A 24091-nucleotide genomic window follows, 5' to 3' on the forward strand; every position below is an offset into this window, starting at 1 on the left:
GCCCCGCTTGCCGGTGAGCCGCGTCCGCCATCTCCAATCGCGTCGGCCTCCACTCACGCCGCTGCTGGTCCCGAGCGAATGTGTGTCCACTTAAGGGAGCACCGTAGTCGTCGCCTAAGCAGCGTCCCATCGTGCGGCGCGCGAGATGAAAGTAGAAGGACTTCTGCCTGAAGAGATAGCGCTGAAATCGTCCAAGTACCTGAAAACCGGATCGACCGGAATCATCGCAACGTCAAATCGCGGGTGGACGTCATGCTCGGCTTTAAACGCTTCAGGGACTCCACCGTTACGATCTCCGGGATCGAACTGATGCATCGCATTCGCTGAGGCCAACTCGGTCTGACACTTGGGCCACCGCCGGATTCAACATCTTCATCGAGCTTTCATTCGTTCGTGTTGTTCCGCGCATCATAGCGCCCGCATTATTGCAACAGAATCGCCGGTGTCGTCACTACGGTTCCAGCAGGCACTGCGCAGTATGGACATCCCGTTAACGGCAGCGGAGAGTAAAGCGCGAACGGACTGATGTTGGTCCTGTACAACGTACTCCTGTCAATTGCGACGTCTGGTTGCTTCCCTGCATCTGCTCGTACGCCAGTGTCTCTTCCGATCCCGCTAATTTTCTGCGCCCGCCCGGCGCGCGGCTTCCTGTACACCCCTGACGGCTGCTGCGACGATCAACCCCGTGAACACCACGCCGATCAGGCCGAGCAAGATCGCATCGATCCGGCCGAACGTCGAGGTCGGCACCACGTCGCCGTACCCGATCGTCAGGGCCGTGATCGCGCAGAAGTACACGGTTTCCCCCATCGGCGAGGGCGTCCGGTTCGCCGTCTCGACGGGGCCGCCGAAGTAGTACATTCCTACCGTCAGCAGAACATACAACACCAGAAGGCCGACCAGGATCGAACGCAGGTACCAGAGAGTCCAGCCCATTTCCCGCAAGACCTCGCGCGCCCGCACGCGGACGACGGTATCGTTTGTCTCCTTTCGCATTGCCGTTACCTCACAGATTGAGCTGGATCGCTTTTGGCAAAACATCATCGGGAAAGACTCCAGTCTGCGCGGCTGGGGCATGTCAACGGGAAGCGTCATCGCACGCCGCCCCGTTGCTCGAAAATCAGAAGCATCAAACACGCGTAGACTGTCACGGCCAGAAAGAGCCCCATACGCACCGCGAATGCGGTGTAGACATCCTTGCCTGCTACGCTGTCCTGCACCGACTGGCCGAGCAGGATGATCATGGTAACGAGGCTGTTCAGCCAGAAACCCGGCGAGTAATGCGTCGGACTGATGCCATGAAGCCTGCGTCCCACCAGCAGGCCGAACAGCAGCATCCACAGGAAGAACATCCAAAGATGTACAAAGAGCCTGAGTGCAAACCAGAACGCGATCGCGAGCAGGCCGCCTAGCAGCGTGGATCCGATGAGATCACGCGCTGCGCTGCGCGCCGTCGTTGTGCAGCTCTGTCTGCCGAGGCTGACGGACTTCATGATGATCGGCATGTAGCCCGCGGGATCGGCCATCGCAAGCAGGTAGGCCGGCATCACCACGAGCGCGGCTCGTAGCGCGATGCGTGAGGCCTGTTCGTTGGGTATCACCCGCGCGGCAGGCTGTGGCCGCGCGCTCTTGGGTTCGGGAAACAGTCGGTGAGTCAGGGCCGACACCAACACGGCAAGCAGAAGCCCCTTCACTAAGGCGCCGACGACCGTCACGGCCAACTGGAAGTCAGCCGTACCCGCTGCCGAGATCATCGTCAGCCCGGCCACCAGGAAGGTCGCGACCAGATTGTTCCCGCCGCGCAGTCCGTAGCGAAAGGCGAGATAGAGCATGAGGCTAGTGATCATCACGCCAGCGAACGCGTAATGACGAAGCAGCGGAACAAGTAGCAGGCCGCTGCCTGTGGTCAACGCCACGACCAGCGCGAAAGCCACGCCCGCCTTGAATGACAGTGGCCGGTTTTGCGTCGCGAGAAGAAAGGCGGCGAACACCGGCGCGACGACGGGGATCGATAGGTCCAGCGCGAAACTGATCGCGAGACAGAGTGCCGTCCCTGTGGCAACGCGCAATATACGCCTACCGGGAGGCTGGAGCCTGTTTTCCATTGACGCAGTCAGTAAAGGTAGGAGACCCAGCTCAGCACGCGCAAAAACACGCGGCCCAGCGGATTGAGCGGATTGCCCTGACCCGGAAACGCCATTACCTCGGCCTGCCCGCCAACACGAATATTGTGTAGACGCGCGCGCTCATCCGGTTCGAACTCAACGATCACCGGAAAGCGTTGAGCGGGACGCAACCAGTCGCGGCTATTTTGCACCGTGGGCAGCGTGCCAGGCGGCGTGCTTTGGCCCACGCTCACACCGTAGCCGATACTGCGAACCCGCCCCTCGAAGACTTCACCCGGCAGCGCGTCCAGCGCGATGGCCACAGGGGTGCCCGGCTGGAGATGGCCGAGGTTGTTCTCGGTCATGTCAGCACTGATCCAAACGTCGCGAATCGCGATCAGTGTCATGACCGGGTTGCCCGCTGCGGTGAACTGCCCGACTTCGGCACGCAGGTCGGTGATGACGCCGCCTGAGCGGGCCTTTATCCGCGTGTTGGCCAGGTCGAGTTCTGCCTTTTCCACGGTGGCGGCCGCGCTGCGCAACTGCGCGTTCTCCGCCTCGCTGCCGCCCTGCTGCTCGCGTGCGCGCTCCACTTCGGCACGCGCTGCGGCAACCTGGCTCTGGGCCTGCTCGTGCGTCGCTCGCGCCACCTCGAGGCGTCGCAGTGAGACCGTGCCCTCGTCTTCGCGGTATAGCCGTTCGAGGCGCTCGCTGTCTTGTCGCGCCTTGACCTCGTTCGCGATCGCCGCCCGTAGCGATGCGAGCGCCGAATCGATGCCGGCCGTGCTAGCGCCCACCTGACGGCGCGTGGACTCGAGATCGGCCCGCGCGCGATCTGCGGCAATACGGTATTGGTCGTTATCGACTTCGAAGAGCACATCACCCGCGTTGACTTCCTCGTTGTTGTGCACGAGGACGCGCGTCACCCGTCCCGAGACTTCCGCGGCGACCGGGACGACGTAGGCCTGCACGCGCGCCTGATGCGTATAAGGGGTAAAGCGGTCGGCGAGCAGATACCAGATCAAACTCACGACGATCAGGCAGACAACCCACTTCACCGCCTTGCCCGATGGATCAGCGGCCGGTGCCGACGACCGCGTCGGCGTGCCATTGGTAGGTTCAGGCGTATCGCTCATCGGGACGGACCTTCGGACGGGCTGGCGGCGGTCGACGGCGCGCTCGCCTCCTTCAGCAGGTCGCCCCAGTCGGTGCGTTGCTGCATCTGCGCGCGGGTCGCCGGGTCGACGAGCGGCTGCTCCGAGTACCAGCCTCCCCCGAGCGCCTTGTACAGGGCGATCAGGCTGCCTACGGCATTGCTGCGGTTGACGACGTAGGCGTCCTGCTGTGCGAACAGCGCACGCTGCGCATCGAGTACGCGCTGGAAGTCCGAATACCCTTCGCGGTAGATCGTATTGGCGAGCGTGAGAGAGCGGCGCGCAGCGCCTTGCGCGTCGTTCAGGATGGTGTCCCGCTGCAGCGCGGCGATCAGCGCCGTGGCGGCATCATCGGCCTCGCGCGCTGCTTCGCGCACGGTGTTCTGGTAAGCGACGGTCAACTGTTGCAGCCGGGCGTCCTGCACGCGCACGTTGTTTGTGATCCTGCCGTGATCGAACACGTTCCAGGTGATGCTTGGGCCCGCGACCAGGGCTAGCGTGTTCGGTGAGCCGGTGAGCGAACTCGCGCTCCACACAAGCGAGCCCAGCAACGACACGGACGGATAGAGATCAGCCTTCGCCACACCGATAAGTGCCGACTGCGCGGCCATCTGATACTCTGCGGCGCGAACGTCGGGGCGACGCAATAGCAGATCGGCTGGCACGTCCTGCAACACGGCATGGCCCACCAGCGGAATCACGCCTTCTTTGCCGGACTGTAGGTCGAGTTCCGGCAGCGGGCCAGGCGGTCGTCCCATCAGCACGGACAGTGCGTGACGCGATAGCACGATCTGGCTTTCGAGATCGGGGATGCTGCTCAGGGTACCCAGATACTGTGTCTTTGCCTGCTGGAGATCCAGTTCATCGGTCTCGCCACTCTTGAAGAGCTTTTGCGCGATCTGGTAGCTGCGCTTTTGCAATTGGGCGTTCTCACGCGCAATGCGCAGCCGTGCCTCGGCGGTGCGCAGCGTGAAATACGTATCTGCGACCTGCGCGTGCAACAGGACCAGCGCGGCATCGTGGTTGGCTTGCGCGGCGAAGAACGCAGCGTCTGCGGACTCGACTGCACGGCTGAAACGCCCCCAGAAATCCAATTCCCAACCGATACTGAAACCCGCGCCGTACTGCCAATACCCGCCCGAGCGCGGGTTGAATCCATCCGAGCGCTTGCGCGCCGAGTACAGTACGTCCGCATTCGCCTGCTGCACCTGGGGATAGCGCCCCGCAAGCGCGACGCCGACCTGCGCGCGGGCCTCGAGGACGCGCAGGCCGGCGATCTTCAGATCGCCGTTGTCGGCATCTGCTTCGGCAATCAGGCGTTCGAGGTTCTGGTCCCCGAAAATCTGCCACCATTGGCGGACGTCAGGCTGCGTTGCCTGCTGCGTGACCTGCCCGAGCGATGCGCTGCTCCAGTGCTTGCTCCAGGCCTCATGCTGTGGCTGAAAGTCCGGTCCGACACTCATGCATCCGCTCAGGCAACCTGCTCCAAGCAGTACCGCCATACCGTACGGGCGCATGAAAGGCGACACGGCACCATCCCTGCAGCTTCAACGCCGCCTCTGTTCCTGGGCCGGCTCGGGTTGCGGCTGGTCTCTCACCCATCGCCAGAAGAGCTGATACCCGACCGCGAGCACCACGGGGCCGATGAACAGGCCAATGACGCCGCCCGTCACCATGCCCCCGAGCGCGCCGATCAGCACCACAGGCATCGGCACCGCGACGCCCCGGCCTAGCAGCAATGGCTTCAGCACGTTATCGGCGAGACCCGCGACGAACACATACACCGAGAAGATGACCGTCGCCGCGCTCACGCCCTCGGTGACAAGCACGAAGATGATCACGGGAACGGTGATGAGCGTCGCCGGCAACTGCATGATGCCGATCAGCAACACGGCGAGCGCCAGCAGACCCGCGCCGGGAATGCCCATGACGATGAACGCGATGCCAATCAGCAACATCTGGATGAACGCAATACCGACCACGCCCTGGGCAACCGCGCGAATCGTCGACGTGCACAGATCGGCGATCTGCGGGCCGCTCTCCGGGCCGGAGATGCGCGAGGCAATCTGCTTTGCACTCGCGTAACCCTTCTCTCCATGCGCCATGAGAATGCCCGCGACGATCAGCGCGACGAAGAAGATGAGCAGCCCTGCACCCAGACCGGTGACCGTGCCGAGCAACGCCAGGCCGGCTTCCTTGAGCTGAGGTGCGAACCTGTGCACGAGACCGGTGAGATCGGTCGAGGCCTGCGCCCAGAAGTCGTGAACCCGCTGGCCGACCAGCGGCCAGGCAGCGACGGATTCGGCGGGTGGCGGAATCTGGAAACTGCCACTTCTGAATATGGCCATTGCGCGCTCAAGCGAATTGGCCACTGCGACCCCCAGCAGATACGTCGGCACGAGAATGACGGCAAACGCGAGGAGGATAATCAGTGAGGCGATCAGGCCATCCCTATCGCCGAGCGGCCCCCGCAGTCTGACCTGGAGAGGATACAGCGTGATCGCGAGGATCAGCGCCCACACCATCAGGTTCAGGAACGGGACGAAGATCCTGAAACAGAAAATGGCCAGAACAGCAATGAGCCCAGCGCGGATCAGTACATCGAGTAGTTGTCTGGACAGCACCCGTTGGGTAATCGGTGTGAGCGGCATAACTATTCTCCCGGCAGGTCGCCTCGCGGATCTGTCAGCAACAAACCATGTCATGTCCATGGCCATGCTTGCAGAAACAGAACCACGCTGCCAGGCCCGTCGATTATGAAAGCATTCGACTCGTCGACCGGCTTACTTGTTCGTGCCGAATGTGACGGATATCACAACCGCTTCCGTGTGCACGACCTCGATCCAATCGCCCTTGCGAACGTTTTTCATCTGCTCGGGGCCCTCAACTATCACATCCCCCATGTTGCCCTGCGAGATCTTTCAGACGAAAAGCGCGCCCTTTGAGCCCGTATCGCTTCACTATTGGACCTGGTCCCACGCTAAACAATTGGACTTTGGTCTCATATACGATCAAAGGCCACCAGCATTTGCAACTCAGTATTTGATGTCGCGAGCCGTGTGTCGCCCCTGCTGCTTGTCTGCCGCTTGTCCTGCCGACATTGCGAGTTGCTTTTCTGGTCAGCGGCGCGACATTCCTGCTTGGTGTGCCGCGCACCCTGACGAGTGTCCTGACGGACCTCACGTCCGGCGCGGCGTTGTCGGGCCTGCTCAAGACCCTCAAGCAACCGGCCTGCTTACCCGCTCAAGGCGTTCGATACCCTGTTCGCGGCGCGCACCAGGGTGGGCGCACTGGTGCGCTGGTACAACCATGAACATCGTCACAGCGCGATCCGGGTCGTGACGCCGGCGCAGCGTCATGCCAACCTCGATCAGGGCATTCTGGATCGACGCGCGGCGCTCTACGAGGCAGCAACGTAGCGCAATCCGCTCCGATGGAAAGGCCGCACGCGCAACTGGCAGCGCGTACGGCAATCGAGCACAAGAGACAGAGAGCGCGCTCGAAGTTGCGCAGCCAACAACGTTGCCGTTACAGCGCCCGACCGAAGCCCTCTGCGCCAACCCTTAGCCGATTGCGAGTGCCAGAATATAGCGATCTCGGGATAGCGTCATAGCGTTGCAAGCTATCCGTGCGATCGTAGCCCTCGTCTGCGAGTCGCCTATTGACACAGATGTGCGACCGGGTGTGTTGTAAATGAATCGTGGCCGCCGAGTTTCATCCAGAGATTTTCCAGACCTCTCGAATCGGTCTCGCCATCGCTACAATGGGTCCTCTCCCGACAACAGACAATACGACCTTGGTCTCACGAACCCTCCCCGGGTTGTCCAGACCAGGAAGAATAGGGCCAGGTCGCGTCGTAGGAAGCGCAGCTCCGGTAGCTGGTCCATGCAAGGAGCGACCGGCCCCGGCCATGCCCGGCTGGCGACTGAGAGCAACGAATCCAGCTCATGCCCGAATCAAACCAGGCATCCGATGACTCCTTCGCTTCCGCGGTGGCGTCTGTCATCCTAAACTGAAAGTCAACTGCGCGAATGCCGGGGGACATTAATGAAACGATCTGAATTTCAAATCGGCTGTGCGGCGGTCGGCGACTTCATTTGGCTCGGGGGACTCTACGCGGCGATCCGGGGTCTGGTCTATGTGGAGTTGACCCGAAAAAATGGACACCTATCCTTTTGATAAGGAGGAGCCGTGTTGAACAAGCGTAGCCTGCGCACCGGCAAGCCGCATTCGGCTCACGAAGCTGACCGAAGCCTCGAAAAACGAACGCGGCCATCGCTGCACTCAAATTTTTAGTCGCGAGACCTTGGTTCCTGAAAGCGACAAATCTCCCATCAGACCGGCATTGGTCAGCACGATCGCATTGACTGGTGCGGTTGCCGTTGTCGTATCGAGCGCCCCGTTCGCACCGACCTTCAACAGCGCGACCGACCCTTCTCCACCGACCGACCAGCCTTTGGAATGGCGAAAGCTGTTGAGCGCATCATGTGTCATGAACAGGAAGATGACGGCCTTCGATTGAGCACCCGCCTGCAGGCCAAATGACCCCGATGCGGTGCTGTAGTAGCCAACGGACTTCCCGCCAACGCGCAATGCGCCTTCGCCGTACTCGCCACCGGCGACGAAGCCAGCCTTGATCACCGATGGGAACACCAGCACACCGTTCGCCTTGTCGACCAGTTCCCTGGAACCCTTGACGTTCGCGTACAGCTTCGACAAGGTTCCATGGACTTTTGCATCGATCTCCCGCCGCTTCGAATCGTTGGGCTCGTTGGCTGTGGCATCGCTTACCGCCCCCAGGGAGACTATGAGCGCAAGACCCGCGCCAACCAGCACTGTGCCACTCTGTACAAATCCTCTTCTGTTCATCGCTACCTCCGTCGTCGTTGTTGCATGGGTTAGCTAATGAGGCTGTTCATCCATAGTAGCTGTTTAACAGCAGGTGAATCGCCCTCGGGAGAAACCGCAGTTCGCGTTCAGCCTCCTATGGCGTCTGTACGGCAGCGAACAGTACCGGGCGCGAGGCAGGTGAATAGTGGCAATTTATGCGGCCAACGAGAGGATCTTGATGCGCGCCCACCTCTATCTTCCCCTGTGTATCTTGCCATTTCTGCTCGTCGGCTGTAACACGCCGCCGATTCCACCCGGTAGGTCAGTTGATATTCCGACCGCCCTGGAGCAGGTTTTGGAGGGCCTTTGCAGTGCCAGGAAGAATATGGCGGCACGGAAGCAGGACTTTGGCGTCGCTATTGACTCGATCACAGTGGAGCTTGATCTGACCGTGGACGGAACAAAGAATCCTCCGGTGGCAGTTGCGCCAGACATTCAGTTTATACCGACCGTCAGCTACGGACAGATCATCACGGCAACCAAAGGAAGCAGGCTTATGCTTACGCTGAAGAATACCGGTTCCGCTGGCGTCGACTGTACTGCGTCCAAGCGGGCCAACTAGGCGGGCAACGAAAAGGCGTTGACGATGGCGAGTCACCGCTTCCTTGAATGCCTTGCCCGCCGTGACCTTGACAGTCTTCGCCGCAGGGATCTGGATCTCGGCGGGTTGTGTCGCGCTAAGGGTGCAGGAGTAAAATCCAGGCGGACATTTTCCTGAAGTGAAGCGTGATATGAAGAAGGCGACTGCGAGAAAAGCCCTACCTGCCGGCGTAGCGAAGGTACTCAAACGCCTGCACTATCCGCTGGACGTGATCCTGCTGTGTGTGCGGTGGTATGTCGCCTACCCGCTGAGCCTACGCCATCTGGAGGAATGAAATGAACGCGTCCCACCCCGTGGCCGAGTGAGCAAAGCAAGGTGGATCCTCACGGGCCAACGGCATCGATGTGCCCACGTGGAAAATAGAGATTTTTCCAAGGCAACCGGAGGATCCAGTGGTGAATCGTACAGCAGTCGGTATAGACATCGCGAAAAACGTGTTCCAGGTGCATTACATCGATCAGGAAACCGGCGAGATTGTGAACAAGCCGGTCAAGCGGGCAAAGTTCCTTGAGCACTTCGCGAACCGTGCGCCGTGCCTGATCGGGATGGAAGCTTGCGGTGGTGCGCACCACTGGGCCAGGCAACTGACGAAGATGGGCCACGAGGTGAAGCTGATGCCTGGGGAGTTCGTGAAGGCGTTCAACATCCGTAACAAGAACGATGCGGCGGACGCCCGGGCGATCTGGCTGGCGGTGCAGCAGCCAGGCAAGCCGGTCGCGGTAAAAACCGAGATGCAGCAGGCGATGCTTGGGCTGCACCGGATGAGGCAGCAACTGATCAAGTTCCGAACGATGCAGATCAATAACCTGCGAGGACTGCTGACGGAATACGGCGAAGTGATGAGCAAGGGCCGGAGCAAGCTGGACAATGAGATACCGGTGGTGCTCGAACGGATCGCCGAGCATCTGCCTGCTGTGATCATTGACACGTTTCGCGAGCAGTGGAACGGACTGGCGAAGCTGGACGACCAGATAGCACAGATTGAGCGCCGCATGAGCGAGTGGAAGAAGGAAGACAAATCGGTAAAGGCAATCGGCGAGATCCCCGGCGTCGGACTGCTGACGGCAACAGCGGCGGTCGCGATGATGGGCGACCCGAAAGCGTTCAGTTCGGGGCGGGAGTTTGCCGCGTGGGTTGGGATCGTACCGAGGCAGACGGGTTCGGGCGGCAAAGTGAATCTGCACGGGATCAGCAAGAGGGGGGACACGTATCTGCGCACACTGCTGATCCACGGTGCACGTAGCGTCCTTGAGCACGCAAAGGAGCCAGGTGAGTGGCTCGAGCAGATGAAGAAGCGGCGGCCAAAGAATGTCGTGATAGTCGCACTGGCCAACAAGATGGCGCGGACGATCTGGGCCGTACTGGCCCATGACCGGCCATACCGGAAGGACTATGTGAGCGTAAAACCGGCCTGAATGACTCACGCGATGTAGAAGATCAACGTTTGACACAGGGTGAACGTCGAAAGGTTGCGCAGCAATCGAGTGTGATGACACCCATTAGCGGGTTCGTGTCAAGCGAGCAAGCAAAACCCACGGCTGTCAGCAGCCGGGTTCGATGCCTGATTGCAGTAGCTGAGCGCGCCCGTTTCTTCAATTCCTGGCTTGCGACGGATCGCGCCAGACACCCATCAGGATCAAGCGATCGGCGTACTGCGGTTGCCTGTCGCCCTGGTGGCTGCGCCACCCCAGAAGAACTTTGGTACCGCAATGCGTCCATGGGGTTCGCACAAGTGCAAGGGCTGCCGGGTTGTCGGCGCCAATCCACAGCTGGCTCGCATTGCGGGCGATCCGCTTTTACTGCATATCGGGGACGGCGGCACAGCATCCTATTCAAACCAAAGTGGTTGAATACCAGTCATCACATGAGGCTTGCGGCCGCCGTCGTTAGCTCTACGTAAAGCAGCGCGTTATATCGAATGGCTTGTGCTCCTTCAGCATGTGGAAGCATGCGCGGGCGAGCTTGTGCGCCAAAGCTTTGCGCGCCAGGATGGTATTGGTCTTGACCTTCTTTCGCTCGTAGAATCGTTTGGCCTCAGCGCAATAGCGCAGCGCGAAGTTGGCCGCTTCGATGAACGCCCAGGACAGATACGGGTTGCCATTCTTTGTATTGCCTTCGCCTTTCTTCTTGCCGTTGCTCATGTGCTGGCTGTCGACGCAGCGCGCATAGGAAGCAAAGGTGCCGGCGCTGGCGAACCGCTCAATAGTGCCCACCTCCAGCAGAATGACGGTTGCAAGAGTCTGACCTATGCCCGGCACCGTCGTCAGCAACGTGTAGTCAGGGTTCGGTGCGACTTTTTCGTGAAGACGTTTTTCCAGGAGGTCGATCTGCGTGCAAAGCGTTGTTATGACCGCGACGTTGGCCTGAACCGCGAGTGCGATGTCGTCTGGCAGGTGCATTTGTTTGATGGTTTCTCCGTCCAGTCGCTTGACCTGGTTGCTCGTGATTCGCTTGCCGAACTGGCGTGCCGTAATGTTCTCGACCGCGAGGATGTGGCTGGTGCGACTTCGTACGAGTTGCATCCGTTTCCTTGCAAGATCACGAACGGCACGCTGTTGTGGCGGCAGGATGGTCCCTGTCGGAAGTATCCCCAGCCGCAGCAGGTGAGCCAGGTAACGCGCATCGGTCTCATCGCCGCTGTGTTTGAGTCCATCGTATTTCTTGATAGCCGTCGTATTGGCGAGATGCACTTTGAAGCCCGCTTCCTGCAACCCGTCGACAAGCCAGTACCAGTTGAAGGTGGATTCGACCACGACGCCGGCCAGCTCCGCTCGCCATGGTGAAAGAAACGCAAGGATTTTTGGCAAGTCGTTAGGCATGCGCTTTTCCGCGACCACCCGGTCCGCCTCATCGGTCACAGTCACGACGCTGTTATTCGAATGCAGGTCAATTCCGCTATATTTCATCACAGCCTCCCTTCGGTTAAAGCAGTTGGCAAACTCACTTTAACCCCGCCGCCTCCATGACGACGGTGGGAGGCCCGCTAGATGATTTTCAAGCCAGGTAGGACCGGGGCCCGCCAAGCCTGAATCATCTCCAGAGCTTCGAGCTCGTTGGAAGAATGAGGCGCGGGCCAGCGGATTTCAAGGGGGCCGCAGCCTGTTGGGCTGCAATAAGCCCGGATATAGAGCAGCAGCCGATCCTGTCTGTCACAACAAGCGAGAACTAGCGCAAAGGGACGCGTTCATATAGAGATGATGGCCGAACGGGGTTTCGAGGTTGATCATTCCAGCGTGCATCGCTGGGTGATCAAACTGGTGCCGTTGTTCGAGAAGGCCTTTCGCAGACACAAACGCCCACTCGGCAAGAGTTGGAGAATGGATGAAACGGCATTGTCAAGTTGACGGGTGCCACCGACAAACGCCCTTAAAATATAGTTATCCTTATCAGATAGTGTTAGATACCGCGGTGGTGACTGTCCAGTCATACCATTTGGCGAAGCGTTCCTGCAGCATTCCGCGATGACATGCTGCGTTCATCAGATGTCTGGGCAACGCGAAGTGCTGCCGGATCGGTCCGAAGCATGAGAGAAACGCCTGCGTGCGACGCGCATCGCGAAAGCCACACATCTGCCGTTCGCGCCTGCGGGTCGGTTGGTGGCTGTTCTCTGCGCGGTTGTTCACCCGTGCAGCCGCCTTGACGAAAACGTGCTTCACATGAACAAGCTCGGGAATCTCTGCCTTTGCCGCTGGATAGCTGCGTAGCTGGTCGGTGACGATCTTGCGCGGCACCGGGTTTGAACGTAGCACCCTCCGGAAAAAGCGCTTTGCCGCAGCCTTGTCGCGCCGCTTTTGCACCAGCACGTCGAGTTCAGCACCATGCTAGTCGACCGCTCGCCACAGCAGATACGGCTCGCCGCGCAGCGTCACGAACATTTCGTCCAGATGCCATGTGCTACCCGGCTTGCGCCGTCCGGCTTTGGCGCGCTGGGCGAATCCAGCGCCAAACTTCTCGCACCAGCAACGGATCGTTTCGTAGCTGACCACGACACCGCGTTCGAGCACAACTCCTCGATATCGCGCAGGCTCAGGTTGAACCGGAAATACCAGCGAACCGCGCAGCTGATGACGATGGCGGGGAAACGGTAACCGTGGTAAAGCGATTTCGTCTTCTTCATCACTTCATTCTACCGCCGCCTCCCCTCAACCTGACAAAGCCCTTGTGACCGCCCCTTTGACGGTCGTGCTCAAGGGATGCGCATGCCGATCTCTGCCTCTCTGGTAAATGTTTGGCCGATGGGCTCGATGTCGGCACAAGCGCTTAATAAGCGCAGGCCACCAAAAAGGGTTCGCAGAAATGCGAGCCCTTTTGTTTTGCCTTGCCACTGTCGGGGCACTCATTTTCCTACAATCTCTGCCCCTTGAAGGATCGAAATTGGGGGAAAGCGGTCTAGTTGCCTTGCCACTTTCATATTGACCACGTACGCAAACTTGGTTGCCCGCACTACTGGGAGATCACCGGGTTTCGCGCCATCCCTAAGGATCTTCAAGGCCTGATCGGCTGCAAGTCGGCCGACATCCTCCAGCCGCGCCGCGATGGACAGGAGGGCGTGCTTGTCGCGGACGAGATCCTCATAGGGGCTTACGACCGCAATACCGCTGTCAACCGCAGAGGCAGTGAACACTTCTCCATTGGCGCGTAGATATGCGCTTGAACCCACGTAGAGCCATTTGACGCCCTTGTCCTTTAGCTGGCGAAGGCGAACTGGAATCAACGCCGGATCCGGCGCACCCGAATTTCCAGGGTCAATCTCGAGGGCCACAAGTTCCACGCCCAGCTTCGGGGCGACTACGCTCAGCTCCTGCATTTTCAGGACCGAGTTCTTTTCATTGGAATTGTAGAGGAGGCCGAGCTTCTTGAATGCCGGATCGTATTTCCGGATGATGTCGATGTTCATGGCCTCCGGCACCCTGTTGAACGTTCCTGCCACATTGGGCCGGCCACTGCGCTCAAAGCTCTCAGCAATGTGGGCGCCGAAGGGATCAGCCACCACTGTGAAGACAACCGGAATGTCATGGAGGTAGCGCGGGTCGTCGCGATCGTCGAGTGTGCCAATTAGTCCAAGCGTAGCGTTGGTTCCATAGACCACCACCAGATCGGCCTTCATGTCACGTGCCATCTTGACGGCTTCCGGCAGTTGCGACTTGTTCTCTTTCAGATCGAGAACCGTGACCTCCGCATTGAAGCCGCTCTCCGCAATCTCGGCTTTGAATCCCTGGCATGTATTCTCGCAACCGTCATAGAACGCGCCAAGGATTCGCTTCTTTTCTCCCGTATGTGCCGCGCCGGAGAAGGCGCAAATGAGCACCAGAAGAATGACCCTACTGAAAAGCATCTTCATATCCTATCTCCCTGTATTGGTTCGGGACCAGGGATCATGGAACAATGACTAAGGCCGCCTCGGCTATAGTGATGTCGGCGTCCCGCGATCGATACGCGCCGGTCTGGGCCGGCTGGAAATTGCAAAAAGAACGCCACCAGCTATCGACCAGAAGGCGACTGTGGCAGTGGCAACCGCATAACCGGCCTCTCCGGCAAGTGCCGCGATCGCAATAAGTCCCACAATGCTTCCTAGTCGTTCCATTGTTCTGAGTGCCGCAAGCGCCACGCTTGAGCCCAAACGTCTCAAGTCGGTTTCGGCCATCGACATGGCAACCGAAACCTGCGCCCCACGCACCAGTCCATGACCGAAGCCGGCACCAAGGACGGCGAAGATCATCGAAATTTTGCCTGGCCCAAAGGCAACAGGCAGAAGAGAAAGCCCGGCAACGAGGCTTCCGGCCAGCGCGATCAAGGTCACCGGCACGCCTCGCTCGGCTACCCGTCCGCCAAATGAGCCAACGATTGCAACCGCAATGAAATAGATCATTAGCGTACGTCCAATATCCGCTGGCGGGGCACCGAGCGCACTGAGACTCAAAGTCACAAGATAGCAAATGAAAGCCTGCAACAAGACGTTGGCCGGTATTGCCACGCCAAAGACGAGACTGGCAAAGTGTGTGTCCCGAAGCGCCGCAAAGATTGGAATCTTCGAGGATTTCGGCGAATCCGCCTGGTGGCTCCCGGCTACAGGCTTGACGAACCAAAGCGTCAGCATGGCCGATGTAGCGACCAGCGTCGCGCTGAAGAGAAATACATTCGACGGCCCAAGCCTGTCGGCAAGAACGCCGCCGAGCGCCGCTCCACAGAAAATGCCGCCAAAGAGTGCTGCGGAAAACATGCCAAGGGACCGGTCACGCTCTTCTCTCAGAGTTGTGTCGATGACATAGTCCTGGCAGGCCAGCGTCACCAGTGCGTATCCCGCCCCGATGATGGTGCGCGCCGCGACGATCTCTGGAACGGAAGTAGCGAAGTAAAGGAGAAGATGCGCCGCAAAGACAGGAATGGCTGAAAGAAACAACAGCATCCGCCTTCCCAACCGCTGTGCCAAAGGGGCTGCGAAAGGCGAGATGAAGACGATTGCGCTCAAATAGCCTGCCAACGGGAGACTGACCAGCACACTCTCATCTACCCATTTCCAGGGATTGTCGGCTGCCCGCGTATAGAGTGGCAAAAAGGAAAGCGGTAGCTCGTCGGCCGCGGCGAAGAGGAACAGGGCTAGGCGCAAGTCGGTGAAATAAGAGAAGCGCAGGGTTGTTGGCCCTCTCTCCGAAAGACAATAGTGCTCGCGCAAGTTTTCCAGCAGAGCGCGCCTTCTGTCTGAGTGCAACATCGCCGCATGGAGAGTCGCGAATCGCGCATTGAGCGCCTCGGCGCGTTCGATCAGGTTCCTCGCGGCGCGGTCCACCGAATTCCTGGTGGAAACACTCGCCCTTTTCGAAAAATTCCCGACCGCCTGCATGGCCGCAATCCGCTGCAACCTGTCGAGAGGTGCTGTTAAGGCCCGGCTGGTCATCAAAACCATGATCTCGAATGCCAGTAATATTGCGGCAAGGACGATGACACCCATGTCGAGAAATACATCGAGAAACTTCCTGGCGATGAAAGCGGGATCAATATCGATGATGACATAGGCAATCTCCTTGCCGTCGACGACGATCGGATGGCTGCGGGCATCCTTGCGCTCACGACGCAGCGCGAGATCGGGGGCGATGCGTTTCCCAGCTTCGAGCACCACGTGTCCCGTGACAATGGCGATATAAGCCACTTCCGGAAGTTGCTGAAGCATGTCGCCAAAATATCGCTCCGCCCCCACCAGACGTTCGAGAGGCACGCCAGCAGTCACCGCGCGTTGCACATTCTCGCTTACTACGGTGCCAATTAGGTTGCTGCGGGCGGCAAGCTCGGGTTCGATGGAATGGTTGACCGCGCTGAGTATTGTGTTGCCAAGCAACATCGCCGAAACGAAAATGAACACGGCTGCGAGGAGGGTCAGCCGTGAGGCGATTCGACGTGCCAGCGAACGAGTAGAACTGGACGCAACCACGGATTCCTGCGAACGCGCCTCCTGGCTTTCACCCGTATGAACCGGTGAACTGGAGGCATTGGATTCGACGGACGAAAGTGCAGTAAGCGATTCACACGCCTGGTCATATTTGCGTTTTGCTTCAACGAGGTTGCTTCTGAGGTGTTCTATCTCAGGCCCAAACAGGTTGCGCCAAAACGTCAGGGCCGGCACGGCTTGAGTCACCGACGTGTTGTCGGCCGCGAACTCGCCCCGTGACAACGACTCGATGTGTAAAACGGCTCGATCTGGCGCGGCGAGAATGGGGCGCAGTAGCAGGAACGCAATGAGCGAGGATGCGGCCCAGATCAGCAGCGCCGTTCTTACGATGCCGCCGATGAAGGACATGGAGGCCGCTTTAAGGCGCGCTTTGGGGTAGGCGACGACCACGGCACCATTCACGCGGTCGTCCGCCCCCACAATATTGAAGCCGCTGAGAATTTCGTCCGACGTTTCCGTGTTCCATGGATTGTTGCGCGACAGCTTCATCACCTGCAAAACATGCGGAGGTAGCGGGCGAAGCGTGCTTCTTGTGCTGAAGATCACGTCGCCATCCGGGCTCAGTGCATCTACGCCCGCGATCTCGTGATCCATTTCCCGAGCACGTGCAACGATTTCGCTTCCGTTGCGGATCATCGAAAGTGGGATTCCCAGGTCGGTGATAGGCTTAAAGGAAGAGGCGGTTGTCTGGGCAATGACCGAGATGCGCTGGCGCAGAAGATCCGAGAAAATCGCGTTGCGCTGAAGTGTAGAGAGCGAGCCGAGGATTGCGAGCAAAAGCGCGATGGCAGCTGAAAAGGTCAACCACGTACGCGGAAGCATTGCGATTGCCCTCGGCAGGAGAAGTTGTCAGGGCCTGCGCGGTGCGCGGTCTTGACGTGGTATCACTTCTAACCGTAATCCGACCATCCGTTTCGGCATACCCGGCCAATGCCAGGGTGGACGTGCATCTGGTAAGGGCATCGAGTTTCGCGCGTGGCTGAGTTTGGCGGCATTGACAACCGAGCGCGACGTCGGCGCAGTGAGCGCCGTCCTCCACGCCGGCGCGACTAGCCGTCAGCGGGATGCAATATGCGCTGGGGCCTGGCCAAGCCAGCTTGGACCAATGCTACCAGTGTAGTGTGTGGGTCACGATGTGCAAATCCGGCATCGCCCGCTCGCTGATGTCGCCGATGCTAGTTTTATCCGCATGCCCAACGACGCCTGACCAGCCAGATGTTCGCAAAGGCCGTAATTTACCGGTAGGTCATCGGGCAGCGATCGGTTGGGACCGGTCGTCGGAGCCGGTGCCGCACAAACGTATTGCCGATCTGCCTCTTGCGCCCAGAAGTCGCTGCTGAAGCCGTCACTTCCAGACTCGTAGCGGGCATCACACATCCATTCACGCAAGCACGGCCGGGCCTCGGCTGCATGCGTCACGGTCGCTCTCGCGACCCATCGGCGCGCGACGATTTTCGCTCATTCCGACGCTCTCCTTGCCTCGGGTGACCCCGCCGTTGAGCGCGCAGCCACACGGCTCCGCGGGTCCCTCCGGCATGCCTTAACCCCACGCATTAGGGTAAACACAGATTCGGGCCGGCCAAAAACTGCATAAAATCACAAACATTAGCAAGGAGCAAACATACTTGCCATAGATTAATCTAGTTGACCCGCAGCACACGGAGACACAATGCAAATCGATTATCAAACGATGCGGTTTGACTACGAACGAGCCGCCGACCACGATGCCGCCACGCCTGCCACGTATCCGGTGGTCGTGATCGGAGCGGGCCCTGTCGGACTGAGCGCCGCGATCGATCTGGCGCAGCAGGGTGTTCGTACCGTGCTCGTCGATAACGACGACACACTGTCGAGCGGCTCGCGCGCCATCTGTTTCGCCAAGCGGACGCTGGAAATTTTCGACCGCCTCGGCTGCGGCGCGCAGATGGTGGACAAAGGCGTGAGCTGGAACGTCGGCAAGGTGTTCCTGCAGGACAAGCTGATCTACACGTTCAATCTGCTGCCAGAAACGGGCCACGCCCGCCCCGCTTTCATCAACTTGCAGCAGTACTACGTCGAAGGCTATCTGGCCGATCGCGCGCGGCAGACCGCCAATCTGCAGATGCGCTGGAAAAGCAACGTCATCGGTCTGACGCAGCACGACGGCTTTGTCGAATTGCAGATCGAAACCCCGGACGGCGTCTATCCGATGCGCGCGCAATACGTGATCGCCGCCGATGGCTCGCGCAGCGCGGTGCGCAAGGCGCTCGGTCTCGATAGCCGTGGGCGTACGTTCAAGGACCGCTTCCTGATCGCCGACGTGAAGATGAAAGCGCCATTTCCGACCGAGCGCTGGTTCTGGTTCGATCCGCCGTTTCACCGCAATCAGTCGGTGTTGCTGCATCGTCAGCCAGACAACGTCTGGCGCATCGATTTCCAGCTTGGCTGGGACGCCGACCCAGTTGCGGAAAAGCAGCCGGAAAAGGTGATTCCGCGCGTGAAGGCATTGCTGGGCGAAGACGTCGAGTTCGAACTCGAATGGGTCAGTGTCTATACGTTCTCGTGTCTGCGCATGGACAGCTTCCGGCACGGTCGTGTGCTGTTCGCGGGCGATTCGGCGCATGGCGTGTCGCCGTTCGGCGCACGCGGCGCGAATAGCGGCGTACAGGACGCCGACAACCTCGCATGGAAGCTGCGGCTGGTGGTCAACGGCAATGCACCGCCGTCGCTGCTAGACACCTACGCATCGGAGCGCGAATACGCGGCCGATGAGAACATCCTGAACTCGTCGCGCGCAACCGACTTCATCACACCAAAGAGCGCGATTTCGCGGATGTTCCGCGATGCGACGCTGAAGCTCGCGAAGGACTACCCGTTCGCGCGACGTATTGTCAACAGCGGGCGTCTATCTGTTCCCGCCGTCTTGCGCGACTCGACGCTGAACACGCCCGACGCCGCCGACGCCGCGTTCCGCTGCACGACGGTGCCCGGCGCGGTCTGCACAGACGCGCCCGTCAAGGTGCAAGGCGACGACGCGTGGTTCCTCCATCAGACGAGCCATGGCGGTTTTACGGGCGTGCATTTCTGCGACCATGGCGACGATCTTCCGGCGTGTGCCAAACAGCTTGCCGCGCTTGCCCGGCTCGCGGTTCCGGTCCGCACAGTGATCGTCGTGCCGCGCGGCGCTGCGGTGACGGCCTTGCCGGGTGTGCCAGATATCACTGTGGTCGAGGACGTCGAGGGCATCGTCGCGCATCGCTTCGATGCGCGTCCCGGCACCTTCTATCTGCTGCGACCCGATCAGCATGTCTGCGCACGCTGGCGTGCGTTCGACATCGGATCAGTCGCGAAAGCAGTCAATCGCGCTACGTGCAACGGATGACCATCATGACCACACTGAACATCGAAACCAATATCGCCGACCCTGACGCGTTCTACGAAAAGCTGATCGACGCACACAACGGCCTGACCGACGAACAAAGTCATTTCATGAATGCGAAGCTGGTGCTGTTGCTCACCAACCACATCGGTGATGTTGCCGTGCTGGCCGAAGCGCTCGCCATTGCCCGCGCAGGCGTCGCGGACGATAACGACGCCGCGCCGCAACAGCCGCATTGATCCACCATTTCCAGTTCCACGGAGAAACAGATGCCGGAAAACACAGATGGACTGACACGGGCCTCAGACAACCGATACCAGTCCGGCTTTGGCAACGAGTTCGCCACCGAAGCGTTGCCAGGCGTGCTGCCCGTTGGCCGCAACTCGCCTCAGCAGGTCGCGAGAGGGCTTTACGCCGAGCAGTTGTCCGGCACCGCGTTCACCGCGCCGCGTGCGCATAATCGTCGTTCGTGGCTCTACCGGATTCGTCCGGCCGCCGTTCACAAGCCTTTCACACGTCTCTCGAACGATCGCCTGGTTGGCGACTTTTCGACCGTGCCGACGACCCCGCCCAACCAGTTGCGCTGGGACCCGCTGCCAATGCCGAATGGACCGGTGGACTTCGTCGATTCGCTGGTGACAATGGCGGGCAATGGATCGGTGGCGTCGATGAGCGGCTGCGCGATCCATCTGTACGCGGCCACTGCATCGATGCGTGACCGCTTCTTCTATTCCGCCGACGGCGAATTCCTGATCGTGCCGCAGCAAGGTCGCCTGACGATTTCGACCGAACTCGGCGTGGTGGATGTCGAGCCGTTCGAGATTGCCGTGATTCCGCGTGGCGTGCGTTTTTCGGTTGCGCTGCCGGACGGCGAGGCGCGCGGCTACGTCTGCGAAAACTTCGGCGCGTTACTCGCACTGCCGGACTTGGGCCCGATTGGCTCCAACGGCCTTGCGAATCCGCGCGACTTCCTGACGCCGAAGGCAGCTTTCGAAGACCGCGAAGGCGACTTCGAACTGGTCGCGAAGTTCGACGGTCATCTGTGGCGCGCGAATATTGGTCACTCGCCGCTCGACGTCGTTGCATGGCACGGTAATTACGCACCGTACAAATACGACCTGCGGCACTTCAACACGATCGGCTCGATCAGCTTCGACCATCCCGATCCGTCCATCTTCCTCGTGCTGCAATCCCCGAGCGATACGGAGGGCGTTCATTCGCTCGACTTCGTGATCTTCCCGCCGCGCTGGCTGGCGGCCGAAGATACGTTCCGTCCGCCCTGGTTCCACCGTAACGTCGCGAGCGAGTTCATGGGACTCGTACACGGCGCGTACGACGCAAAGGAAGAAGGCTTCGTGCCGGGTGGCGCGAGTCTGCATAACTGCATGTCTGGGCATGGTCCGGATGCGGAAACGTTCCGGAAAGCATCGGCATCGGACACGACGAAACCGCATAAGGTGGACAACACGCTCGCGTTCATGTTCGAGACGCCGCGCGTGATTCGCCCGACCGCGTTCGCACTGGAAACCTCGCAATTGCAGGCCGAGTATTTCGAATGCTGGCAAGGTCTGCGGAAAAACTTCACGGCGGAGAAACAAGCATGACGCACCCCACTCCGATGACGCGGCAAGCGTCCAATGATCCGCGCCGTAAAAGCTGGGTCGAAGCTGCGAACGATGCAGCCAGCGACTTTCCGATCCAGAACTTGCCGTTCGGCGTGTTCAGCGACAGCGGCAATCCGACGCCACGCGTCGGTGTCGCGATCGGCGATTGCATCGTCGATCTCGCTGTGCTCGCGGATAACGGTTTGCTGACGCAAAGCCGTGACGTGTTCGCGTGTGCGTCGCTAAACCGCTTTATCGCGCTCGGACAGGAGCAGTGGCGTGCAGTGCGCGCGCAACTGTCGACGCTGCTCGACGCAAATACTGCCTCGTTGCGCGACGACACTTCACTGCGCGAGAAGGCGCTGGTCGCGCAAGCTGATGCCAGGATGCATCTGCCCGTCGAGATTCCGGGCTATACGGATTTCTATTCGTCCAGGGAACACGCAACCAACGTCGGCTCGATGTTCCGCGACCCGAAGAACGCCCTCCTGCCTAACTGGCTCGAAATCCCGATCGGTTATAACGGCCGCGCGTCGTCGGTGATCGTCAGCGAAACCCCGGTCAGGCGACCCAATGGCCAGATCAAGACGCCCGACAGCGATCGCCCGAATTACAGCGCGTGCCGCAAGCTCGATATCGAGCTCGAGACCGGTTTTATCGTCGGCACGAATACGACCCTCGGCGAGCCGGTTGCGTGTGAAGAGGCCGAAGCGCATATCTTCGGCATGGTGCTGCTCAATGACTGGAGCGCGCGCGACATCCAGCAGTGGGAATACGTGCCGCTCGGTCCGTTCAATTCGAAAGGCTTCGCCACAACGATCTCGCCGTGGATCGTGACGCTCGATGCGCTCGACCCGTTTCGCTGCGCGCAGCCCGAACAGTCGCCGCAGCCCCTGCCGTATCTGCGCCATACCGGTCAGCACGGCTTCGATATCCGGCTCGAGGTCGATCTGCTCGGCGCGGGCGAACGCGAGACATCTACGATTGCGCGGACCAACTTCAAGTACATGTACTGGACGATGGCGCAGCAACTCGCGCATCACACCGCGTCCGGTTGCAACGTGCGGGTCGGCGACCTGATGGGCTCGGGGACGATCAGCGGCCCGACGCCGGATTCATGCGGCTCGCTGCTCGAATCGACGTGGAACGGCCAGCGCCCGCTCGCGCTGCCTTCCGGCAACGCGCGCGCGTTCCTTCAGGACGGCGACGAAGTGGCGATACGCGGATGGTGTCAGGGCGACGGCTATCGCGTCGGCTTCGGCACATGCTCAGGCAAGATCCTGCCCGCACCGGAGCTTGCATGAGCGATCCCACGCTGCATGGCTACTTTCGTAGCTCGGCGTCGTATCGGGTGCGGATTGCGCTGGCGTTGAAAGCGATTCCGTTCGATCAGGCGCCGGTCCATCTCGTGCGCGACGGAGGCGAGCAGTTGAGGCCCGCGTATCGGGTGATCAATCCCGATGGGCTCGTGCCGTCGCTGACGCACAACGTTGGCGATGAGACCCAAGTGCTCACGCAGTCGCTTGCGATCATCGACTATCTGGACGAGGTTTATCCGGAGCCGCCACTGTTGCCTCGCTCGGCGCTGGATCGCGCGTATGTGCGCTCCGTGGCATTGCAGGTGGCGTGCGACATTCATCCAGTGAATAACCTGCGCGTGCTGAAGTACCTGACCAGCACGCTCGGTATCACGGACGAGGAGAAGACCGCGTGGTACCGACACTGGATCGATCTTGGCTTTACGTCGCTTGAGAAGCGGCTGTCAGTCGATCCGCGTGTCGGCACACTCATCTTCGGCGATACGCCGACGCTCGCCGACCTCTGCCTCGTTCCGCAGGTCTGGAACGCGCGACGCTTCAACGTGTCGCTCGACGCCTATCCGGCGATTGTCAGGCTCGCCGATCACGCAATGGCCCTTCCCGCTTTCACAGCGGCCGAGCCGTCCGTGCAGCCCGATGCGGAGCTGCCGCCCCGCTCCGCTTGACCCGCACCGAGCACAGGGGTGAGCGGCGCAGTCAGTAATAAAGTCAGTCGCCGATCCAACCAAAGCGCCACGACAGCCGGCGCGTCGCCGCGAGCAGTTTTCGCGCGATCGCGCCGTCGAGACTGTGATCGAAGCTGCCCGACGGCCCGATCAACGCGACCACAAGGCTAATGCTGCCGGTGTGATCAAATACGGGCGCAGCCAGCGTACCGATACCCGGCACCGGCGCATCGAGTGCATTGTCGATGCTGTCTTTCATGATCTTCGTGCGCCGTGCCTGATAAGTTTGAGCCAACGACGGCACGGCTTTTTTCGCAGACACGACCACGTCGGCCGGATTCGCACCCGCCAGCCGGATCGATTCCTGCGCCAGCAGGCCAATTAGCACATCGTCAGATAGGTATGCAGCAAACATCCGCCCGATCGCCGTATTCACCAGCGACATCACCGTTCCCAGCCGCAAGCTGACGTGCTGTGGTCGCGCGGACTCTTCAAAGCGGATCACGGTCGGCCCAAGCGGCCCGAGAATCGCGACCGCGACGCTCATCCCCGACTCGGCGGCCAAGGCGACGATTTCGGGTTCGGCGTCGCGTATCGGCGACATCCGCTGCAATGCGATCAGACCCAACTCCATGCTGAGCGGCCCCGAATTGAAATAGCCCGCGTCGTCGCGACTGAGCAGCCCCACCTTGAGCAAACTCACGAGGTGCGGGAACGCCTTGGCGGCGGGCATATCGGCGGCGGCGGCCAGATCGCGCAGCGACAGCGGGCGTCCTGCGCAAACTAGCGCAAGCAACAGTTCGCCCGTGCTGTCGAGCGCGCTGATGCCGCGCTGCGCTTTCGGATCGCTGGTTTGGGTCACGCTGAAGTCGGACGTGTCCGGAGTGTCGGTCTGCATGGTTTCAATTCAAGCTGATGAGCGCTTCGGTGACTTGCCGGGAGGTTTCGAGT

General features: G+C 60.3%; 19 protein-coding genes and 5 pseudogenes. 12 read left to right on the plus strand and 12 right to left on the minus strand.

Annotated features, from left to right (window positions below; translation table 11 throughout):
- Positions 1–118: 118 nt before the first annotated feature.
- Positions 119–414: pseudogene (locus HF916_RS51980) on the plus strand (DDE-type integrase/transposase/recombinase); the annotation flags it as partial.
- A 201-nt stretch (positions 415–615) separates the two neighbouring features.
- Here HF916_RS51980 and HF916_RS07385 read toward each other — a convergent pair.
- The 5 genes from HF916_RS07385 to HF916_RS07405 all read right to left on the minus strand — a co-directional run bounded on the left by HF916_RS07385 (position 616) and on the right by HF916_RS07405 (position 5910).
- A complete protein-coding gene (locus tag HF916_RS07385; RefSeq protein ID WP_168788333.1) occupies positions 616–996 on the minus strand; it encodes a potassium channel family protein in 381 nt (126 codons plus the stop codon).
- Between the two features lie 95 nt (positions 997–1091).
- The gene (locus tag HF916_RS07390; protein WP_168788334.1) at positions 1092–2105 is read right to left on the minus strand and encodes a DUF2955 domain-containing protein; all 1014 of its coding nucleotides are present in this window, start codon (positions 2103–2105) and stop codon (positions 1092–1094) included.
- Between the two features lie 8 nt (positions 2106–2113).
- The gene (locus tag HF916_RS07395) at positions 2114–3241 is read right to left on the minus strand and encodes an HlyD family secretion protein (protein ID WP_168788335.1); all 1128 of its coding nucleotides are present in this window, start codon (positions 3239–3241) and stop codon (positions 2114–2116) included.
- Entirely contained in the window at positions 3238–4776 is a 1539-nt protein-coding gene (locus HF916_RS07400) for an efflux transporter outer membrane subunit (RefSeq protein WP_206001812.1), read from the minus strand. Before HF916_RS07400 ends, HF916_RS07395 begins: the two co-directional genes overlap by 4 nt.
- Positions 4777–4806: 30 nt before the next feature.
- A complete protein-coding gene (locus HF916_RS07405; RefSeq protein ID WP_168788337.1) occupies positions 4807–5910 on the minus strand; it encodes an AI-2E family transporter in 1104 nt (367 codons plus the stop codon).
- 105 nt (positions 5911–6015) lie between these two features.
- Between HF916_RS07405 and HF916_RS07410 the strand changes: the two genes are divergently transcribed.
- Both HF916_RS07410 and HF916_RS07415 read left to right on the plus strand, forming a co-directional pair.
- Complete coding sequence (locus HF916_RS07410) at positions 6016–6204, plus strand: hypothetical protein (protein WP_168788338.1); 189 nt, start codon at positions 6016–6018, stop codon at positions 6202–6204.
- Positions 6205–6540: 336 nt separating this feature from the next.
- Complete coding sequence (locus HF916_RS07415; protein ID WP_168788339.1) at positions 6541–6678, plus strand: hypothetical protein; 138 nt, start codon at positions 6541–6543, stop codon at positions 6676–6678.
- 865 nt (positions 6679–7543) lie between these two features.
- On the opposite strand, the gene HF916_RS07425 is transcribed toward HF916_RS07415, so the two are convergent.
- Complete coding sequence (locus tag HF916_RS07425) at positions 7544–8128, minus strand: BPSL1445 family SYLF domain-containing lipoprotein (RefSeq protein ID WP_168788341.1); 585 nt, start codon at positions 8126–8128, stop codon at positions 7544–7546.
- A 199-nt stretch (positions 8129–8327) separates the two neighbouring features.
- Between HF916_RS07425 and HF916_RS07430 the strand changes: the two genes are divergently transcribed.
- Positions 8328–8711: a hypothetical protein gene (locus HF916_RS07430; RefSeq protein ID WP_168788342.1), complete on the plus strand. Its 384-nt coding sequence runs from the start codon at positions 8328–8330 to the stop codon at positions 8709–8711.
- A gap of 33 nt (positions 8712–8744) precedes the next feature.
- On the opposite strand, the pseudogene HF916_RS51695 reads toward HF916_RS07430, so the two are convergent.
- Positions 8745–8813 (minus strand): annotated as a pseudogene (locus HF916_RS51695) (HU family DNA-binding protein); the annotation flags it as partial.
- A 67-nt stretch (positions 8814–8880) separates the two neighbouring features.
- Between HF916_RS51695 and HF916_RS07440 the strand changes: the two are divergent.
- Positions 8881–9021, plus strand: a pseudogene (locus HF916_RS07440) (IS6 family transposase); the annotation flags it as partial.
- A 124-nt stretch (positions 9022–9145) separates the two neighbouring features.
- On the plus strand, positions 9146–10165 hold the full coding sequence (locus HF916_RS07445; protein ID WP_168788343.1) for an IS110 family transposase: 1020 nt from the start codon (positions 9146–9148) through the stop codon (positions 10163–10165).
- 477 nt (positions 10166–10642) lie between these two features.
- Here the strand turns inward: HF916_RS07445 and HF916_RS07450 are convergent, their stop codons facing one another.
- Positions 10643–11656 carry an IS110 family transposase gene (locus tag HF916_RS07450; protein WP_206001709.1) on the minus strand — a complete coding sequence of 338 codons (1014 nt, stop codon included), beginning with the start codon at positions 11654–11656 and terminating at the stop codon, positions 10643–10645.
- Positions 11657–11941: 285 nt separating this feature from the next.
- Between HF916_RS07450 and HF916_RS07455 the strand changes: the two are divergent.
- A pseudogene (locus tag HF916_RS07455) lies at positions 11942–12079 on the plus strand (IS6 family transposase); the annotation flags it as partial.
- Between the two features lie 57 nt (positions 12080–12136).
- On the opposite strand, the pseudogene HF916_RS07460 reads toward HF916_RS07455, so the two are convergent.
- The 3 genes and pseudogenes from HF916_RS07460 to HF916_RS07470 form a co-directional block, all read right to left on the minus strand.
- Positions 12137–12867 (minus strand): annotated as a pseudogene (locus HF916_RS07460) (IS6 family transposase).
- A gap of 219 nt (positions 12868–13086) precedes the next feature.
- Positions 13087–14091, minus strand: coding sequence for an ABC transporter substrate-binding protein (locus tag HF916_RS07465; protein ID WP_168788344.1), 1005 nt, complete (start codon positions 14089–14091; stop codon positions 13087–13089).
- 63 nt (positions 14092–14154) lie between these two features.
- Entirely contained in the window at positions 14155–17016 is a 2862-nt protein-coding gene (locus tag HF916_RS07470; RefSeq protein ID WP_168788345.1) for an MFS transporter, read from the minus strand.
- A gap of 847 nt (positions 17017–17863) precedes the next feature.
- Here HF916_RS07470 and HF916_RS07475 point away from each other — a divergent pair.
- Genes HF916_RS07475 through maiA form a run of 5 tightly spaced genes read left to right on the plus strand, consistent with a single transcriptional unit; the run spans position 17864 to position 23140 of the window.
- A complete protein-coding gene (locus HF916_RS07475) occupies positions 17864–19555 on the plus strand; it encodes an FAD-dependent oxidoreductase (RefSeq protein WP_168788346.1) in 1692 nt (563 codons plus the stop codon).
- Between the two features lie 5 nt (positions 19556–19560).
- Complete coding sequence (locus HF916_RS07480; RefSeq protein ID WP_168788347.1) at positions 19561–19791, plus strand: DUF2783 domain-containing protein; 231 nt, start codon at positions 19561–19563, stop codon at positions 19789–19791.
- Between the two features lie 30 nt (positions 19792–19821).
- A complete protein-coding gene (hmgA, locus tag HF916_RS07485; RefSeq protein ID WP_168788348.1) occupies positions 19822–21156 on the plus strand; it encodes a homogentisate 1,2-dioxygenase in 1335 nt (444 codons plus the stop codon).
- On the plus strand, positions 21153–22460 hold the full coding sequence (gene fahA / locus HF916_RS07490; RefSeq protein ID WP_206001710.1) for a fumarylacetoacetase: 1308 nt from the start codon (positions 21153–21155) through the stop codon (positions 22458–22460). Before hmgA ends, fahA begins: the two co-directional genes overlap by 4 nt.
- A complete protein-coding gene (gene maiA, locus HF916_RS07495; protein ID WP_168788349.1) occupies positions 22457–23140 on the plus strand; it encodes a maleylacetoacetate isomerase in 684 nt (227 codons plus the stop codon). The genes fahA and maiA overlap by 4 nt, the downstream gene beginning before the upstream one ends.
- A gap of 43 nt (positions 23141–23183) precedes the next feature.
- Here the strand turns inward: maiA and HF916_RS07500 are convergent, their stop codons facing one another.
- Positions 23184–24038, minus strand: coding sequence for an IclR family transcriptional regulator (locus HF916_RS07500; protein WP_168788350.1), 855 nt, complete (start codon positions 24036–24038; stop codon positions 23184–23186).
- Between the last annotated feature and the right edge of the window lie 53 nt (positions 24039–24091).

This window comes from Paraburkholderia aromaticivorans, assembly GCF_012689525.1.
Lineage (GTDB): Bacteria > Pseudomonadota > Gammaproteobacteria > Burkholderiales > Burkholderiaceae > Paraburkholderia > Paraburkholderia aromaticivorans_A.

Bases quoted from the DNA above. Each gene is read 5' to 3' on its own strand.
- HF916_RS07385 (WP_168788333.1), bottom strand. From the start codon at position 996: ATGCGAAAGGAGACAAACGATACCGTCGTCCGCGTGCGGGCGCGCGAG.
- HF916_RS07390 (WP_168788334.1), bottom strand. From the start codon at position 2,105: ATGGAAAACAGGCTCCAGCCTCCCGGTAGGCGTATATTGCGCGTTGCC.
- HF916_RS07395 (WP_168788335.1), bottom strand. From the start codon at position 3,241: ATGAGCGATACGCCTGAACCTACCAATGGCACGCCGACGCGGTCGTCG.
- HF916_RS07400 (WP_206001812.1), bottom strand. From the start codon at position 4,776: ATGCGCCCGTACGGTATGGCGGTACTGCTTGGAGCAGGTTGCCTGAGC.
- HF916_RS07405 (WP_168788337.1), bottom strand. From the start codon at position 5,910: ATGCCGCTCACACCGATTACCCAACGGGTGCTGTCCAGACAACTACTC.
- HF916_RS07410 (WP_168788338.1), top strand. From the start codon at position 6,016: ATGAAAGCATTCGACTCGTCGACCGGCTTACTTGTTCGTGCCGAATGT.
- HF916_RS07425 (WP_168788341.1), bottom strand. From the start codon at position 8,128: ATGAACAGAAGAGGATTTGTACAGAGTGGCACAGTGCTGGTTGGCGCG.
- HF916_RS07430 (WP_168788342.1), top strand. From the start codon at position 8,328: ATGCGCGCCCACCTCTATCTTCCCCTGTGTATCTTGCCATTTCTGCTC.
- HF916_RS07450 (WP_206001709.1), bottom strand. From the start codon at position 11,656: ATGAAATATAGCGGAATTGACCTGCATTCGAATAACAGCGTCGTGACT.
- HF916_RS07465 (WP_168788344.1), bottom strand. From the start codon at position 14,091: ATGAAGATGCTTTTCAGTAGGGTCATTCTTCTGGTGCTCATTTGCGCC.
- HF916_RS07470 (WP_168788345.1), bottom strand. From the start codon at position 17,016: ATGCTTCCGCGTACGTGGTTGACCTTTTCAGCTGCCATCGCGCTTTTG.
- HF916_RS07475 (WP_168788346.1), top strand. From the start codon at position 17,864: ATGCAAATCGATTATCAAACGATGCGGTTTGACTACGAACGAGCCGCC.
- HF916_RS07480 (WP_168788347.1), top strand. From the start codon at position 19,561: ATGACCACACTGAACATCGAAACCAATATCGCCGACCCTGACGCGTTC.
- hmgA (WP_168788348.1), top strand. From the start codon at position 19,822: ATGCCGGAAAACACAGATGGACTGACACGGGCCTCAGACAACCGATAC.
- fahA (WP_206001710.1), top strand. From the start codon at position 21,153: ATGACGCACCCCACTCCGATGACGCGGCAAGCGTCCAATGATCCGCGC.
- maiA (WP_168788349.1), top strand. From the start codon at position 22,457: ATGAGCGATCCCACGCTGCATGGCTACTTTCGTAGCTCGGCGTCGTAT.
- HF916_RS07500 (WP_168788350.1), bottom strand. From the start codon at position 24,038: ATGCAGACCGACACTCCGGACACGTCCGACTTCAGCGTGACCCAAACC.